This window comes from Prodigiosinella confusarubida, from assembly GCF_002847015.1.
Classification (GTDB): Bacteria; Pseudomonadota; Gammaproteobacteria; order Enterobacterales; family Enterobacteriaceae; genus Prodigiosinella; species Prodigiosinella aquatilis.
In genome coordinates this window covers 3,811,389-3,828,621 of sequence record NZ_CP025085.1, presented here as the reverse complement: position 1 = coordinate 3,828,621, position 17,233 = coordinate 3,811,389, and the positions used below count along the sequence as shown (strand labels likewise).

Genomic DNA, 17,233 nt, shown 5'->3' with positions numbered 1-17,233 from the left:
ACAGTTCTGCATATTCGCAAATACCGTTAGGGTCTTGGTACTGAAATCGAAGTTGTTTAAATCAGTCTTAAGTTATGCAGACGATTAACCGAAGTTACTCATCAATAAATTGACTGACTGGTCAGTCAATGATAAATATAGCGTCTATTTCCGTGTTTTCAATGATGAGGGTCCCATGCAACGGGTTTCGATAATTGTATTCAGTTTGGTCTGCGTAGCACTGACCGGGTGTGACGGACAAAAGCAGGCGTCGGCACCGCCTCCGCAGCCGGTGAAAGCTATGCAGGTACAGCTGGTTCCTTATCAAAAGGTGACGCATATATCGGGCGAGGTTGCTGCGAAGGTCCAGGCCGATCTGGCGTTCCGGACAGAAGGGCGGGTGATTGCACGGCTGGTTGATGTCGGGAGCCGGGTACATAAAGGAGAAGTGCTGGCAAGGCTCGACGACGTGGAAAAAAGAGCGGACGTGGATGTTGCGCAGGCAACACTCCGCGCTGCCCGCGCAACGCTTAAGTTAAAACAAAGCATCTTCAGTCGCGATCAGAAGTTGCTCGCGACCCGGGCAATTTCACAGGCCGAATGGGATCAGGCGCGGGAAGATTTCAGTAGTGCACAGGCGGGATTGGCCAGCGCACGGTCCTCACTTAACACGGCAAATGATGCGCTGACCTATACCGAGCTCAGAGCGGATGCGGATGGGGTGATTGTCTCGCGACAGCTGGAAGTCGGTCAGGTCGTTGCTTCAGCCCAAACTGTTTTTACTCTCGCTCATGATGGCTTACGCGATGCCGTGTTCCAGGTGCCGGAGGCCCTGTTAGTCAATGAGCAGCCAGGAGATAACATTGACGTCAGTTTGCTTTCGATAGCCTCTTCTCCTTTAACTGCCAGGGTGCGGGAAGTTGCGCCGTTGCTGGATGAGACGCGCGGTACCGTTAGGGTGAAAGCCACGTTACCCGCGACGGCACAGTGGCCACTCGGCGCACCTGTTGTCGGCAGCTTTGTCACGAAAGAATCGCAGGGCATTTTACTGCCACCCGGCGCACTGACCTCAATGCGGGGTAAGCCCGCCGTATGGGTGATAGATAAAGAAAAACACGTCGTTTCTCTGCAAGCTATTACGGTTTCGCGCTACCGCGCCCACGACGTGGTAGTGACGGCAGGGCTGACGCCTGGCGCCTGGGTAGTCACTGAAGGCGGAAAGTTTCTGATAGCAGGTCAGCGCGTTTCTCAGGAGCAAAAGTAAATGAACAGACATCCATGGTTTTTTATTTGTCCATTGGCTCTGCTGCTGGCAACCGTCACAGGATGTGATGACAAAACTGCCGCCATTCCGGCACCGCGCTATGTTCTTTCCGCCACCGCGCTCACCGAGTCGGCCGGCGGCATGAGCCTGGCCGGCACGGTACAACCCCGCGTCACGTCACCGCTTTCCTTCCAGACTCCGGGCCGTGTCGTGTCACGCCATGTGGCAGTGGGCGATGAAGTGAGTGCTGGGGAGGTGCTTGCTGAACTCGATCCTCTGTCGTTGGAGTTTTCGCAACAAAGCGCGCGGGCCAGCCTGCAGGATGCGCAGGCAAAACTTCAAAATGCCCTGATTACTGCCAAACGGCAACGCAGTCTTGCCGCGGCACAGGTTACAAGCGTTGAAGAGCTGGAGGAGGCCGAACAGAATCTGACGGCCGCTCAGGCAGCGGTGGGAGAAGCCCAGGCCAGACTCCGTAAGGCCGACGAACAGCTAAGTTATGCCCAATTGAAATCGCACTTTAACGGCGTCATCACCTCGGTGTCCGTCGAAACCGGACAAACCGTTGCTGCAGGACAGACCGTATTTCAGGTTGCCTGTCTAAGGGAACGGGATGCCGTGGTCGATGTGCCAGAGGAGGAGCTAAAGAACGTGAGTCTAGGGCATAAATTCGAAATCGCATTGCAAATGGATCCCTCTATTAAATGGACGGGCGAACTGAGAGAAATTGCGCCGGCGGCCGATACGGTTACGCGCCTGAGACGAGTCAAGATCGCCATAAATGATGCCCCACCAGCATTTCGGTTAGGCACTGTGGTAACGGCATTTCCCCTGATGACAAAAAAAGCGGACACGTCAGTGATTATTCCTGCAACCGCCGTTCTTGAGCGTCAGCAGGTGCACTTTGTCTGGGTGATTAACCCATCCTCTTTGACCGTCAGCCTGAGAAAGATCCAGTTCATTCCTTCGCCGCAGGTGGGCTTGGTTCGTGTTCTGAGTGGGCTGCGGGCGGGGGAGCAGATCGTTACGGCCGGTGTGAACAGTTTACAGCCGGGACAAAAAATCCGCATTGAGAGGACGCCTACACTGTGAACAAATTTAACCTTTCGGACTGGGCGCTCGAGCATCGTTCTCTGGTCTGGTATTTCATCATTATTTCGGCAGTGATTGGCTTCTTTTCTTATCAGGGACTGGGAAGAGAAGAAGACCCGGCCTTTACGATCAAAACCATGGTCATCCAGGCGCGGTGGCCAGGGGCGACAGCGGAAGAAATGACAAATCAGGTGACCGACCGTATTGAGAAAAAGCTGCGTGACATTGATACCTTAGATCACACCCGCAGCCAGACAACGGCGGGGCAAACCATTATATATGTGGATCTGAAGGAAAATACGCCGTCTAAGGACGTCCGCGCTGTCTGGCAGCGGGTTCGCAATATGATGGCGGATATTCATAGTGATTTTCCTGCAGGCATACAGGGGCCTTTTTTAAACGACCGTTTCGATGATGTGTTTGGCAATATTTATGCCTTTACCAGCGACGGTATCAGCCAGCGTCAACTGCGTGATTATGTCAACGAGGCGCAAAAGAAAGTACAGACCATCCCTAATGTCGGCAAAGTTGAGATCCTGGGCGCGCAGGATGAAGTGATCTATCTGGAGTTCAATCCCCGGAAGAGTGCCGAACTGGGCGTGAGCCGTAGCGCGGTAATTGCCGCGCTACAGGCACAGAACGCCGTCACCGCATCCGGCTTTATCGAAGCTGGCTCGGACCGCATCGCGCTGAGGGTAGATGGCGGTTTCGCCTCTGAGCAAAGCCTGCGGCACATCAACCTGCACATTAATAACCGGTTCTTCCCTCTCACGGATGTGGTTAAGATTACGCGTGGTTACGTTGATCCGCCTACTTCGCTGTTCCGTTACGATGGCAAACCCGCCATCGCGCTGGCGGTGGGCATCAAATCTGGCAGTAATTTGTTAGTGTTTGGTCACGCGCTGGACCAGATGATTGGCAATATCATGCACGATCTGCCTGCCGGGGTGTCTGTATCAAAAGTCTCCGATCAGCCCGCCATTGTGAATGAAGCCGTCTCTGGATTTACCCATGCTTTATTTGAGGCCGTCGTCATTGTGTTGGCGATCAGTTTTATCAGTCTGGGCGTCCGGGCTGGCCTGGTAGTCGCCATTTCCATTCCTCTGGTGCTGGCCATTACTTTCCTGGTGATGTATTACGCCGGTATTTCTTTGCAGCGGATCTCGCTGGGCGCATTGATCATCGCGTTAGGGCTGTTAGTCGACGATGCGATGATCGCCACGGAAATGATGGTGGCCCGCCTGGAAATGGGGGACAGCCTTAGAAAAGCAGCCACGCACGTGTATACCTCCACTGCGTTTCCGATGTTGACGGGAACGCTGGTCACCGTGTCCAGTTTTATTCCGGTCGGATTTAACGCCAGTAATGCGGGTGAGTTTCTCTTTACGCTGTTTGTTGTGATCGCTGTTTCACTGATTGTCTCATGGGTGGTTGCAGTTTTGGTCGCGCCGCTATTAGGCGTGGCACTGCTGCCAAAGACGATAGAAAAGAAAGGAGAACACAAAAGCCTGACCGACAAAGTCTTTTCCCGCATGCTGCACTGGTGTCTCCGCCACCGGTGGCTGACGATTGGCAGCGTCTGTATGGCATTTATTCTCTCTGTCCTTGGGATGTCGCAGGTCCAGCATCAGTTCTTCCCCAGTTCCGACCGTCCCGAGCTCATCGTAGACTGGAATCTGCCGCAGAACAGTTCTATTGAAGAAACCAGCCGCCAAATGGCGCAGTTTGCACGGGATGAACTTCAAAACAGTCCTGATGTGGATCACTGGTCGAGCTATATCGGCACCGGCGCACCGCGGTTTATCCTGTCGTTTGACGTGCAACCGCCATCGCTATCATTTGGCCAGACAGTGATTGTGGCAAAAGACATCAAAGCGCGGAATCGTCTGCAATTAAAGTTTCGGTCCTATTTAGCCCATAGGTTTCCGGGTACCGACGCCTACGTCAAGTTTCTGGACATCGGACCGCCGGTTGGCAAACCAGTACAATACCGAGTGGCGGGACCGGATATCCAGCAGGTACGCAGCGAAGCACATAAACTGGCGGCAATCCTGAACCAGGATCCTTCGCTGAGCAATCTTGCTTTCGACTGGAATGAGCCGGCACGTGTGGTCAAGGTACATGTCCTGCAGGATAAGGCACGCCAGATGGGTGTTTCATCTCAGGCTATCGCTCAGGCTGTAAACGGTCTGGCAGAAGGTGCAACGGTCACCCAGGTTCGCGATAGTATCTATCTGATAAATGTCGTGTGGCGGGGGCAGCCGAAAGAGCGCGGTTCAGTAAGCGCATTGCGGGATCTGCAGCTCGATGGCGCTAACGGCCAGCAGATACCTTTGTCTTCTGTCGCCACCTTCAGTTATGAGCTTGAGCAACCAACCATCTGGCGGCGTGACCGTGCGCCCACCATTACGCTGAAAGCAGGCGTGATCGGTGACATTCAACCGGCAACCATTGTGAAACGCCTTGAGCCTAAAGTGGATGCATTCCGGCAGAGCCTGCCTCAGGGATACACCGTTGAAACGGGCGGCGCGGTTGAGAAGAGCGCGCAGTCACAGGCGCCGATAGAGAAGGTGATCCCTGTTATGATTTTTGTCATTGCCACCATTTTGATGATCCAACTGCAAAGTTTCCATCGTCTGTTTTTGGTCTTTTCCGTCGCCCCATTGGCGTTAATCGGCGTGGTGTCAGCACTGTTACTGAGTCATGCACCGATGGGATTTGTGGCCATTCTGGGGGTGTTAGCGCTGGTAGGTATCTTGATCCGCAACTCGGTGATCCTGGTGGTACATATCGACACATTGCGGGCCGAGGGAATATCCCCCTGGCGGGCCGTCGTAGAGGCAACCGAACATCGTATGCGCCCCATCATGTTAACGGCCGCCGCCGCTACGCTTGCGCTGATCCCTATTGCCCGAGAAATATTCTGGGGTCCAATGGCCTATGCCATGATGGGCGGCATCATTATCGGGACCGTCCTGACGTTGTTATTCCTTCCCGCGCTCTACGTCACGTGGTTCAAAATTCCTCAAGAGGAGAAAGCAGAATGACATATCCGCTGATGGATGCCGGCCTGAACGAAAGCCGCCTCTTTACACTGAATCAGGTAGCAATGGCATGAGTTATTTTATTGTGTCCCGAACGCTACACTTATCCCGCCGCGCCCTGACGCCGGTCACGGCGGTAGTGTTGGCGACCTTTTTAACAGGTTGCACGTTAGTGCCCGAGTATCATCGTCCCGTCGCGCCCGTTGCGTCTGCGTGGCCGATAAAGGCTAAAACTGGTGTGTCAGACACGTCCGTTGCGGCGATAACCTGGCAAACCTTATTCGTTGATCCCAAGTTACGGCAGGTGGTGCAGTTGGCCCTGGACAACAACCGTGATTTGAAAATTGCGATTTTGAATATAGAGAAGGCCCAGGCACAGTACCGGATACAGCGCTCAGCGCTGATGCCTCAAATAGGAATAGCAGGAGCAGAGCAAGCCCAACGTACACCGGCGTCGGTCTCTTATACGGGGATTGGCGGGGTGACTCGTGGTTACAGTCTCGATGTCGGTATCAGTGCGTATGAGCTCGATCTTTTCGGGCGCATCCGTAGCCTGAAGGAAGAGGCACAGCAGGATTACCTGTCGACAGTCTGGTCACGACAGGCCACGCAGATAAGTCTGATCGCCGAAGTGGCAGAAAGCTATTTGTCGCTGGCGGCTGATCAGGATCTACAACGCCTGGCTCAGGATACATTGCGCAGTCGCCAGGCAGCATATGATTTGCAACAGAGTCTGACCAACGTCGGTAAATCCTCCCAACTACCGCTGCATCAGGCGGAAAGCGAGCTGGAGAGTGCCCGTTACCAGTTACTCCTTGCTGATAAGCTGGTAATGTCAGACAGTAATGCACTGACTTTACTGGTGGGCACATCTCTACCCGCGAGCCTGTTGCCCTCAACTGATTCTTTAGCAAACATGGTCAGCAATAAACCGTTATCTGCAGGCCTCCCCTCTGATTTGTTACAACAACGGCCTGATATTATGTCAGCGGAACACAATCTGCTGGCTGCTAATGCTGACATCGGGGCAGCACGTGCGGCGTTTTTCCCCAGCATTAGCCTGACAACCTCTGCCGGCCGCGCGAGCAACGCTTTAGGGGAACTCTTTGACGCAGGGGGGCGCAGCTGGAGTTTTGCCCCCCAGGTTAATCTGCCCATCTTCAGCGGAGGGCGGCTTATGGCGCAGTTAGAAACGTCAAAAGTTGAACGAAACATCGCAGTGGCAGAGTATGAGAAAACCATTCAAACCGCGTTCCGTGAGGTCTCGGATGCGCTGGCAGAACGCAGTGTGGTGGACGATGAAACCCAGGCGCAGCAAAAAAATGTCCAGGCCGCAAAGGCGGCATTCGACTTCGTTCAGATTCAGTATACCAACGGTGCGACGGACTATCTGAACGTGCTGGATGCACAGCGGACGTTATTCGCCGCGCAACAGTCTCTGATTCAGAGCAGACTTTCACAACAAAACAGTCTTATTACCCTTTACAAGGCCCTTGGAGGAGGGTGGGAGCATGAAGCCGTAGAGTGAGGCACCAGGCCTGTTTAAACCGGATTCTGCCATGGATGGCCGTTAATGGGCAGGATAAATGTCCTGCGCACTTCGCCTGTGTGGTCATAACTCCGGATTAAACGGACTTTTTTTGTTCCAATGCATTAAAATCATGAACGAAGTTTTTCAATAATCTTTCGAATTCAACGCGGTCATCGTTTGGCCAGCTATTGAATATGTCGTTATAAATGAGTGCGCGTGCGTGATCGATTTTATCGGTCATCATTTTTCCTTCAGGTGTAGCGACCGCTTCGTTAATTCGCTTGTCTTTAACGTTTTTCTGTCGATGAGTTAGGCTCATTTGCTCGAGTTTAGCTACCTGACGGCTTACCGTCGTGTAATCCCGACCAACCCGGTCAGCGAGTTCTCCTACCCCCATCGGGCCAAAGCGGCCTATCAGGACCAGCAGTGGAAATAATGCACGGTCAAGATTTATCCCGGAGTTTTTTATCATGATTTCATCACGTTGAGGCCGATTAAAGGCACCGACGATAGCCAACAATGTATCATGTAAATCATCAAAATTATCGATATTATGTGTATTTTGCACTCTTTTCATTGACGGGCTCCGGGAACAAGAATAATGTGTGTATTATACACATATCATTCTTCAACTAAAGGTGAACTCAATGAAAGCAGCAATTGTTAATGGGAAAGGCGAAACGCCGGTTTACGGAGATTTCATGGATCCTCAGGGAGATGAACAGCATATTGTGGTCAACGTTAAAGCCGCTGCAATCAGTCAACTGGCCAAGTCACGGACAGCGGGAACACATTACAGCTCAACGATTCAATATCCGTTCATACCTGGAATTGATGGTACCGGTTATCTGACTAACGGAGATCCGGTCTTTTTTTTCGCCTTGAATTCTCCTTTTGGAAGTATGGCAGAGAAGACGCTGGTGACGAGAAAAAGTATCGTACCGCTCTCTGCAACACTCGATCCCGCTATGGCTGCCGCCATTGGTAATCCCGGAATGTCATCTTGGGCGGCTTTAACGCGTCGGGCACAGGTGCGAAAAGGAGAAACCGTTCTTATAAATGGCGCGACAGGCACTTCCGGCGGTCTGGCCGTACGTATCGCTCGTCACCTGGGCGCGGGGAAAATCATTGCAACCGGACGTAATACTCAAGCGCTGGAAAAGCTACATAATCAGGGGGCAGACATTACGTTTACGCTGGAAGAATTGCCGCATGAACTCCCCCCGCTGATGGAAGAGGGGATCGATGTCGTTCTGGATTATCTCTGGGGGGAGAGTGCGCTTGATATCATGAAGTCCGCCGTTGCAGGTGGCGCCAGGATAGTACGTTTTGTACAGATCGGCTCGCTAAGCGGGCAAGAAATTGAATTGCATAGCAAATTGCTGCGCTCATCAGGACTGACCCTGATGGGGAGTGGACTTGGCAGCGTATCTAATGCAGAGCTGGTGGCTTCGGTTGGTGAACTATTACAAGCGGCTGTACTAAGTGATTTCTCCGTCCCATTCCGTCTTCGTCCGTTACATGAGGTGAACGACGCATGGAATGAGGATGACAGCCGTTGTCGCACTGTTTTCACCATCTGATATTAAGGGGATTCAGCATGATCCTTAATGAGTCTCTCAGATATGGTATGGAAAACTCAGAGAGTTAGCGGAATTTATAAAGTTGAGAGTTTGTTACTTTGCTAATTACCTGAATGTTAAATTTGATGTATGGAAGTTGTGGCTGTGTTCGGAAATATTTACAGGGTCATAGGCCTGTTTTCTCAATTCTCTTTAATAATTCAATGAAATGATGGGTTTTAAGCTCTGAGACTGACAGATGCCCGATAACCGGAAAGATATGATTGTTCATGCTGGCAAGCAGCGTGGTGTTCTGACCATGTTCTGTTACTTTTATGCCAGACAATGCCACAGTCTGGAAGGTTTTTTCTGGTGAACAGGGCGCTTTTTCAGCCGCCCGCTGGTGTGCGGGGTTGATATTCTGCGCCAGCAGCTTGCGGATACCGTCGCGCTGTTGTCGGGCATTCGCCAGAGATACATCGGGATAGGCACCTAAGCCGAGGCGGGATTCTTTACCATTGATACGATATTTGAGATACCAGAGACGTGAACCACCGGGATTAGCCAACAGATACAGACCGTGAGAGTCGGAAACGTTGAAGGGGTTTGCGGATACTTTCAATTTGCGGATTTTTGAGTCGTTAAGAGACATGTGGGGGTCACTCCATTATCGAACCAACCTGACCCCCAATCTGACCACCACATTTTCCCAATGCGAAGGGAAAACTGAACATGCATCGGGACGGTTTTTCACGTCATCACGCTGAATAAAAAGCAAAAAGCAGATGCCTTTCGACATCTGCTTTTCTAAATGTGGCTCCTCTGACTGGACTCGAACCAGTGACATACGGATTAACAGTCCGCCGTTCTACCGACTGAACTACAGAGGAATTGTGTGAACGGGGCGCATCTTAACGATGGCCTGAGGGGATGTCAAAGCCTGTTTTCACACTTTTGTATCGAGTGCAGAATAAATCACCAGATCTGGCTGAAACCGTGATCCTCACGCCTTGTCGAGCCGAGTCAAATATTCTGCAACACACGTCAGAATGACATTGTTTGGCACCGTTATATTCAGACCTGCATGGCAAGTGGTACTGGCAAAACCATCAACACACCGATTTGCTTAATAGCAGGCGGAAAGCATCAGGGCTATCTTCCCTGATGCTGTGCTGATCACTGCCTCTGGAGCCGTAATTGGTAGTGGTAGTGAGTGGCGGTTAACAGATAGTCGCTATGTACGCTCGGACTCCAGGAGTCATCGCCGCCAACCCCCATATGGAAACCATCCAGATTCAGCCATACGCCATGTTCCGGTTTCAGCAGGTGATGATGGCTACAGTCCATCAACTGCGTCAGGCTATAACGGCCGATACCGAAATGGAAATCACCTTCGACGCACCAGTTGCCATAATTCAGTCGTCGGGTATGGCAGCGCAAACCATTTTCTGACGGAAAAATATACGGTGTGTGCATGGACTCCAGCGGTAGTGTCCAGCGCCCGTGGCGTGCGGCCAGTTGACGGTCGGGGTAGTTCTCATGCGGGCCTTGTCCCAGCCAGCTTACTGATGGGTGTGAATCCGCCAGTTGAACGCTCAATCCGATGCGGGCCAGCGCTGGCAGGGACACTGCCGTATCGACATTAATATCGACCGTCAGTACGCCTTGATGGTTGATCTGCCATACTTTGCGGCTTATCAGTAGTGTTTGCTGCCGGTGGCAGAAGGTATGTTCGGTCACGATTTGCACGCGGTTGCTTAACTGCTCCGCTTCCATCCTTATGCATTGAGCTTTCAGTTGATATAAGCCCGCCAACTTCCAGCGTTCTACCCATGCGTTGGGATCGATGTGGTCAACTTCGCTGATGCCGATGTCATTATCTAATGGGGCGCGGACAAAATTGTCCTGTAACGGGCTGAGCAGACCTGCGTTGCCATCTTGCCACCACTGTTCCAACTGGCCGGTCTGCCGGTTGAAAACCCAGTGTTGATCGTTGTGATAAACGTGTGCCCAGGCGTCGTCCTGATGCAGTTGTGGTGGTGTTCCATCGAAATGGTCAGGCGTCGGTAATAGCCGTGAAACGGGCAATTGCCACTGATCCCAGGCGCAGTGGTGATTAGCGGCTGACCAGTCGGTGGCATTGGGTTGAACGACGTCAACATTTAACCACATGGCTTCCACATTGTCGGTGTGTGGCAGCGTATCCAGTAATGTGATGGTGATGCTGGACTGTGGTGCCAGTGTCAACGGCAGACTGCCAGCATTGATTTGCTGATCGTCCTGCATGATGTTCCAGTGCAGCGTTTCGTTGTCGCAGTGGCGAAACAGGTATTCGCTGGTGATTTTCAGTGTCAGGGGCTGGGTGGAAATCAGCTCAAACTGGAAAAATTGCTGGGCGCGCTGAGCCTCATACAGGCTGGGATGCGCAGAGCGATCGGGGAACAGCAAACCATCCAGACAGAATTGGCGATCATTGGGTTGGTCGCCAAAATCTCCGCCATAAGCCCAGAAAGGGTGTTGTTGATCGTCATACTGTATCAATGCCTGGTCGACCCAATCCCAGATAAACCCGCCTTGCAGCCGGGGATGTTGGCGGAATGCCTGCCAGTAGCGATCAAAGCCGCCTAGACTGTTGCCCATGGCGTGGGCGTATTCACACAAAATCAGCGGACGTGTTTCTCCCGGTAGACCAATCCACTTTTTGATTGACCATTTTGGGACGGCCGGGAAGGGTTGATCCTGATCGACGCGAGCATACATCGGGCAAACGATATCCGTTGCGTTGCTGTTGGCGCCGCCCCCTTCATATTGTACCGGTCGGGTAGGTTCCTGCTGCTTGATCCATTGGTACATGGCATCGTGATTACGGCCATACCCTGATTCATTACCCAACGACCAGATGATAATGCACGGGTGGTTGCGGTCACGTTGCACCATACGCGTTACCCGTTCCGCAAACGCGGGTAGCCAGCCTGGATCGTCGGATAAACGATTCATTGGCTGCATGCCGTGGGTTTCAATATTGGCTTCATCTACCACATACAAACCATAGCGATCACACAGGCGATACCACAATGGGTGATTGGGATAGTGCGAACAGCGTACTGCGTTGAAATTGTGCTGTTTCATCAGCAGAATATCGTTACGCATGGTGGCTTCGTCGATAGCTTGTCCGCGTTCAGGCTGGTGTTCGTGGCGATTGACACCGCGAATCAGCAGCGGTTTGCCGTTAAGCTTCAGCAATCCCTGGCTGATGGTGACCTCACGAAAACCGACATCGTAGGCTTCGGCTCAATCAGTGCTCCTTCCGTGGTTTCCAGCGCTATCACCGCACGGTACAGATTGGGGGCTTCGGCGCTCCATAGTGCGGGATGCTCGACGGGTAACTGTAGCTGTACGCGGTCGTGATAATGTCCACGTTCATCAATGATCTGGCTGCCAAACGGACGGTGGGTTTCTCCCACCAACGCTTTTCCGCGCCACAGCTGTACATGCAGTTGCCAGGTCGACGTCGTCTTTTCTGGTAGGTTGGCCTGCGCCTGCACACACAACGTTCCTTGGGTGTAATCATGATGTAACGGTGTGGTGATGTGCACATCGCACAGATGAATATCAGGTTTATGCAGCAACGTGACATCGCGGAAAATTCCGCTCATACGCCACATATCCTGATCTTCCAGATAGGTACCATCCGACCAGCGCAATACCATGACGGCGAGTCGGTTTTCTCCCACTTTCAGATATGCGGTGAGGTTAAACTCGGCCGGTAGGCGACTGTCCTGAGAATAGCCCACCCAATGTCCATTACACCATAGATGAAAGGCTGAGCTGACACCGTCAAAAACAATCCTTGTCTGTTCGTGATTTATTCTCTCACTGTCCATAGAAAATGTGAGCGAATAACACCCCGTGGGATTCTGTCTGGGTACATAGGGTGGGTTGACAGGAATCGGATATTTGACATTGGTATAAATGGGTGTGTCGTAACCGGCGATCTGCCAGTTTGAGGGCACGGTGATCTGGTCAGCATCAGGTAAATCCTGGCGTAACCAGCTTTCTGGTACCACTTCCGGTTGAGGGAAATAGCTGAAAACCCATTCGCCATTTAATGAGAGTCGCTGCGGTGACAGCGCACAATCTCTGGCTTGATCTAGCGTCCGCCAGCTCTGGAATGGGGGATGTGCCGGCAAGCGCTGAACGTGAGTACAAGCTGGATTCTCCCAATCACGCCGGGCCAGAACAGCCGTGAGAGTCGTAAGTGTATGATGAGGATAGATTGAAATAGACATAAAGCTGAGTTTCCCTGCTTCGTCGGCAACAATGATAGTAACCAGTAGTATTATTGTTATTCGCTCAGAGTTTATTTGAGCATCACGATATCTTTTGCCGGAGTAAATAGGAAGTCTCACCACATTAAATCAAACTGATTAGCTGTGGTTTTAATTGATGAAGCAATTTGTGGCCGCGCGTGGTTTGATAGAAAACCCTGGCAACGTGAAATATGGCCGGTATGTTATAACCAATTCAGGTAGCGGGACAATGTAAGGAAATATGCAACACGGTGAATGTTATGGCAGAACATGATTTTCAGACGCTACGCATTGCCATACTGCGTAGCGTCTATTCTGCATCCTGGGTAATTAAACGGTTGGGCGTTTACGCCGCAACGTTATTGCGACCCGCATGTTGGTAATACCAAGACACGGTTTTTTTAATCAACTCTTCGGTGGCGTCAATATAGTCGGACGGTGCGGCTTTGATTTCATTTTCCAGTATGAGCGGCAGTTCGGTACAACCCAGTATTATTTTTTCCACGCCCATTTGTTGCAGGCGTGCTTTTACCGGTAGCAACAGATGATAAGCCTGATCAAAATCACCGGCTTTATAGGCGTAAATACTGTTCATGACCTGTTCCTGCTCTGTCCTTTCAGGGATGCAGCACTGCACCTGATTTTCCCTCAGAGAGCCTTGATATATTTCGGCTTTAATGGTGGCCGTCGTTGCCAGCAATCCAATCCGGCGAATATTTTTCTCTTTGATCAGTTGGCAGGTGGTTTCAATAATACTGATCATCTCAACCTGGGTGTGTTGTTTTAATTCATTAAACCAGTAATGCGCGGTATTACAGGGGATAATGATGCATTCTGCGCCCGCATTTTCTAATATTTTCATGTATTTAATCATTTTTTTCAGCGGTGAGGCGCTATTCTGAAGAATACATTGAGTGCGATCAGGAATATCTGGAATAGAAATGGCAATCAGCGGAATGTGGTCCTGATCCTTGTAGGCCGGCGTGTTTTTAATCAATTTTTGCATGGCATCGACAGTGGCGCCTGGCCCCATGCCACCAAGAATACCGATTAAACTGTTCACACTCTTAACCTCTTATATATTGAAATTAAAAGGATAATCGCATAATCGCTCAGAATGTGAATTGCTAAATTCCCATCTGCTATGTATGATTTGCATAGCTTTAGTTATCTCTATGCTTTTACTGGCATTACTATCCATGTTAACGACGGGTATACCATGCTGAATAATATTGAGACCAAATGGCTGTATGATTTTATCGCTCTGGAGGAATACCGTAGTTTTACTACTGCCGCCGAAAAAAGAAATATTTCTCAATCTTCCTTTAGTCGACGTATTCGTGCACTGGAAAGTGCCGTAGGTTTTGATATTTTTAACCGTAATTCCACACCGTTGCAATTAACAGAGCAGGGCAAAGTATTCCATGCGCATATCCGTAATACATTAGATGATCTCGAATATCAGATAAATAAACTGCATGGCGGCAGTAATTACAAAAACAAAATCACCATTGCTGCTGCACATTCATTATCGGTATTTATCATGCCGGAATTACTCAAGACCGTTCCAGAACCACAGGAAAAGATATTTTATGTGGAATCCATCGATGTAGATGAAGCGGTTTTAAACCTTAAAGATGGCCGCAGTGATTTTATTTTCTCTTTTTATAATGAAGAGTTGATGTCCGAACCGTTTTTACATACAAAAATTCTGGCGTCACGGCTTTATCCGGTATGTGCTGCTTCCCCGGCGGGAAAGCCGATATTTGATGTGAATGCCGCTACTGTCCCACTACTGAATTATGCTGATACCAGTTACATGGGACGCCAGGTTAACCGTTATCTCTCTACCATTGATAGCGAAAGATTCACGGTAAATTTCGTTTCTTCCATGAGCGATCTGCTGAAACGCATGACGCAAAAAGGTTACGGTATTGCCTGGTTGCCGGACTATTCCATCAAAGAAGAATTGAAGAATGGGGAATTGGTTATTCTTCAGATGGAAAATGCGGTTATGCATATGGAAGTCTATCTTTATCGCCTTGATGCCCGGCTGAATGTGGCTTCAGAAAAGTTCTGGCGTTACATGAAAGCGTTACATCAGTAGGAAGATAAAATAATAGCGACCGCGATGGCCGCTATATTCGTTATCTTTCATGTGCAGGTGCGTTGCCGGCTTTCATATACCCCAGTCACTTATTCGCGTAAGTTCCTGGGGATTTACTCGATGGTCGCTTTCCTGCACCTGAAATCGATTAAATATGACCCGAGTGATTAACTGTTCTGGCCGGCCTGTGCTTCCTGATAGGCGATAACGTCTTCTTCCTCGTCGTCAGTCACGTCTTTCTCCAGACTGGCGACAACGGCGGTGGAGATACTGTTACCAATCACATTCGTGGCGGTACGTCCCATATCCAGGAACTGATCAACCCCGATAATGAGTAGGATACCGGCTTCCGGCAGGTTAAACATGGGTAATGTTGCCGCTACCACCACTACTGAGGCGCGAGCGACGCCAGCCATCCCTTTGCTGGTGAGCATCAGCGTCAGCAGAATCAGGATCTGTTGCGTCAGACTTAAATCAATATTGTAAGCCTGAGCGATAAACAGAATGGCAAATGACTGATACATCATGGAGCCGTCAAGGTTGAAAGAGTACCCCAGCGGCAACACAAAGCTGGTAATTTTCTTCGGTACGCCAAACTTAGTTAGCGCTTCCATGGTCTTTGGATATGCCGACTCGCTACTTGCGGTGGCAAATGCCAGCATCGTGGGTTCGCGGATCAGTTTTGCCAACACCGTGATCGCTTTGCCCAGAAACGCGTAACCCACCAAGAACAGCACTGCCCACAGTAATGCCAGACCCAGGTAGAATTCGCCGATCAACTTTCCAAAGTCATAAATCAGTCCCAGGCCTTGCGTTGTAATGGCAGAAGCCAGTGCGGCAAATACGGCAATGGGTGCCAGATTCATGACGTAATCCGTTACGCGGAACATCACTTTAGCCAACTCTTCGATCAGGGATGCAATCGCTGTCGCATTTTTATTCTTGTTTTTGACATAAGCGAGAGCCGAGCCGAAGAACAGAGAGAAGACCAGAATTTGCAAAATTTCATTGTTTGCCATCGCTTCCACAATGCTTTTCGGGAAGATATGACTGATGAAGTTCTTCAATGTGAAGCCGTCGGTGTTCAGACCGGTAGTGACATGCGCGTTGGCGGTGACCACCAGATTCATTCCAGCCCCCGGCTGGAAGAAATTGGCCAACACCATACCGATAAGCAGGGAAAGGAAAGAGGCGGAGATAAACCAGGTCATGGCTTTCAGACCGACGCGTCCTACCGCTGAAGAGTTCCCCATACTGGCCAGACCGGAAACCAGCGTGGCAAATACCAGTGGTGCGATGATCATTTTGATCAAGCGCAGAAAAATGGTGGTAATCATATTGAAGTAAGACGCTACTTCTTTTGCACGTCCGCCATCCAGATATTGATGACATACCCATCCTACGAATATCCCTAATAGGATAGCCAAAGCTATTTGTATAACTAACTTCTGCCTTTGCATATTGACCTCATGTTGATGAATTGACTCAGACAACACAGTATTATTGGCTTAGCGGGCTATGCGTATCGTGTGAATACACGGTGTTGCCGCCCTTGACCTGTTATTGGGGTGTTGTGTCTGCGCCCCAGATATTACAGCGATTATTTTTTTTTACATTTTTTTCTGCGTGATAAGATTCAAAATTATCATATTGGATGAAAAAAAAGCGGGTAGCGTTCTTTTGATGGGAAATGGCGAGCGGATGACTGCTGGCAATCGTTTGCGCACTATCATGAATGACACTTATAAACAAGTTGTTAGTATAACAACGGTTGAAGTTTCAATCCTGAGATGGCTAAATCATAAGATTTATTTATGGTAATGGTGTTATTAACGATAAATAAAATTTGGCACAATTTCATTGTGTTAATTATAAGCATCTTATTGTTTATTCATTAAGCCGCTTATTGTCAGGAAGTAATATATTTGTTTCGTGATTATGAGTATCTATCGTTAATGCTGCTCATTATTTCCACAATATTGGCGCCGAAGTGGATAATATCGGTTTTCCTCAGTGCGATGAATCCAGGTAATGGCACTTCTGCATTGACAATGTCATTGTGGCGTCACATATGTCATCAGGAAATAACTAGAATAAGGCAGCGACATCACTGACCATCAGCAGAATGCTTATTCGTCAAAAGTGACGATACTGCTCTTACCGTGAACAAAAAATGGGATCATTATGGTGGTAAATAATTCTTATTATTATCCTAGTGTGTTGATAAGGTTAATTAGCACTTCTTAAGTACGATTCAGATCAAGCTATTGGCGAGGTAGCGTGTCATTTACTGGATGAAGATCCTAAACTGTTCTCCATAATTGGTTATAGCAAGTTGATTGCG

Annotated in this window: 9 protein-coding genes, 1 tRNA gene and 2 pseudogenes; 6 read left to right on the top strand and 6 right to left on the bottom strand. The window is 50.0% G+C overall.

Features of this window, described 5'->3' with window-relative positions:
* Nucleotides 1-175 precede the first annotated feature (175 nt).
* The 4 genes from CWC46_RS17475 to CWC46_RS17460 all read left to right on the top strand — a co-directional run bounded on the left by CWC46_RS17475 (nucleotide 176) and on the right by CWC46_RS17460 (nucleotide 6,907).
* Nucleotides 176-1,243 carry an efflux RND transporter periplasmic adaptor subunit gene (locus CWC46_RS17475; RefSeq protein WP_021015261.1) on the top strand — a complete coding sequence of 356 codons (1,068 nt, stop codon included), beginning with the start codon at nucleotides 176-178 and terminating at the stop codon, nucleotides 1,241-1,243.
* Nucleotides 1,244-2,335: an efflux RND transporter periplasmic adaptor subunit gene (locus CWC46_RS17470; RefSeq protein ID WP_021015262.1), complete on the top strand. Its 1,092-nt coding sequence runs from the start codon at nucleotides 1,244-1,246 to the stop codon at nucleotides 2,333-2,335.
* On the top strand, nucleotides 2,332-5,382 hold the full coding sequence (locus CWC46_RS17465) for an efflux RND transporter permease subunit (protein ID WP_021015263.1): 3,051 nt from the start codon (nucleotides 2,332-2,334) through the stop codon (nucleotides 5,380-5,382). Before CWC46_RS17470 ends, CWC46_RS17465 begins: the two co-directional genes overlap by 4 nt.
* A 67-nt stretch (nucleotides 5,383-5,449) precedes the next feature.
* Entirely contained in the window at nucleotides 5,450-6,907 is a 1,458-nt protein-coding gene (locus tag CWC46_RS17460) for an efflux transporter outer membrane subunit (protein WP_021015264.1), read from the top strand.
* Between the two features lie 97 nt (nucleotides 6,908-7,004).
* Here CWC46_RS17460 and CWC46_RS17455 read toward each other — a convergent pair whose 3' ends face one another.
* Nucleotides 7,005-7,487, bottom strand: a complete 483-nt coding sequence (locus CWC46_RS17455; RefSeq protein ID WP_021015265.1) for a MarR family winged helix-turn-helix transcriptional regulator — start codon at nucleotides 7,485-7,487, stop codon at nucleotides 7,005-7,007.
* Nucleotides 7,488-7,557: 70 nt separating this feature from the next.
* Here CWC46_RS17455 and CWC46_RS17450 point away from each other — a divergent pair, with 70 nt between their 5' ends.
* Complete coding sequence (locus tag CWC46_RS17450) at nucleotides 7,558-8,493, top strand: quinone oxidoreductase family protein (RefSeq protein ID WP_021015266.1); 936 nt, start codon at nucleotides 7,558-7,560, stop codon at nucleotides 8,491-8,493.
* Between the two features lie 169 nt (nucleotides 8,494-8,662).
* Here the strand turns inward: CWC46_RS17450 and CWC46_RS17445 are convergent.
* From CWC46_RS17445 to cuyB, 4 genes and pseudogenes are all read right to left on the bottom strand, one after another.
* Nucleotides 8,663-9,124, bottom strand: a pseudogene (locus tag CWC46_RS17445) (tyrosine-type recombinase/integrase); the annotation flags it as partial.
* 162 nt (nucleotides 9,125-9,286) lie between these two features.
* Nucleotides 9,287-9,362 (bottom strand) — tRNA-Asn (locus tag CWC46_RS17440).
* A 286-nt stretch (nucleotides 9,363-9,648) separates the two neighbouring features.
* Nucleotides 9,649-12,761 (bottom strand): annotated as a pseudogene (locus CWC46_RS17435) (beta-galactosidase).
* A gap of 367 nt (nucleotides 12,762-13,128) precedes the next feature.
* The gene (gene cuyB / locus CWC46_RS17430; protein WP_021015269.1) at nucleotides 13,129-13,845 is read right to left on the bottom strand and encodes a cysteate racemase; all 717 of its coding nucleotides are present in this window, start codon (nucleotides 13,843-13,845) and stop codon (nucleotides 13,129-13,131) included.
* A 156-nt stretch (nucleotides 13,846-14,001) separates the two neighbouring features.
* On the opposite strand from cuyB, the gene hypT reads away from it, so the two are divergent.
* A complete protein-coding gene (hypT, locus tag CWC46_RS17425) occupies nucleotides 14,002-14,889 on the top strand; it encodes a hypochlorite stress DNA-binding transcriptional regulator HypT (protein WP_037380782.1) in 888 nt (295 codons plus the stop codon).
* Nucleotides 14,890-15,056: 167 nt separating this feature from the next.
* Here the strand turns inward: hypT and CWC46_RS17420 are convergent, their stop codons facing one another.
* A complete protein-coding gene (locus CWC46_RS17420; protein ID WP_021015271.1) occupies nucleotides 15,057-16,349 on the bottom strand; it encodes a dicarboxylate/amino acid:cation symporter in 1,293 nt (430 codons plus the stop codon).
* Between the last annotated feature and the right edge of the window lie 884 nt (nucleotides 16,350-17,233).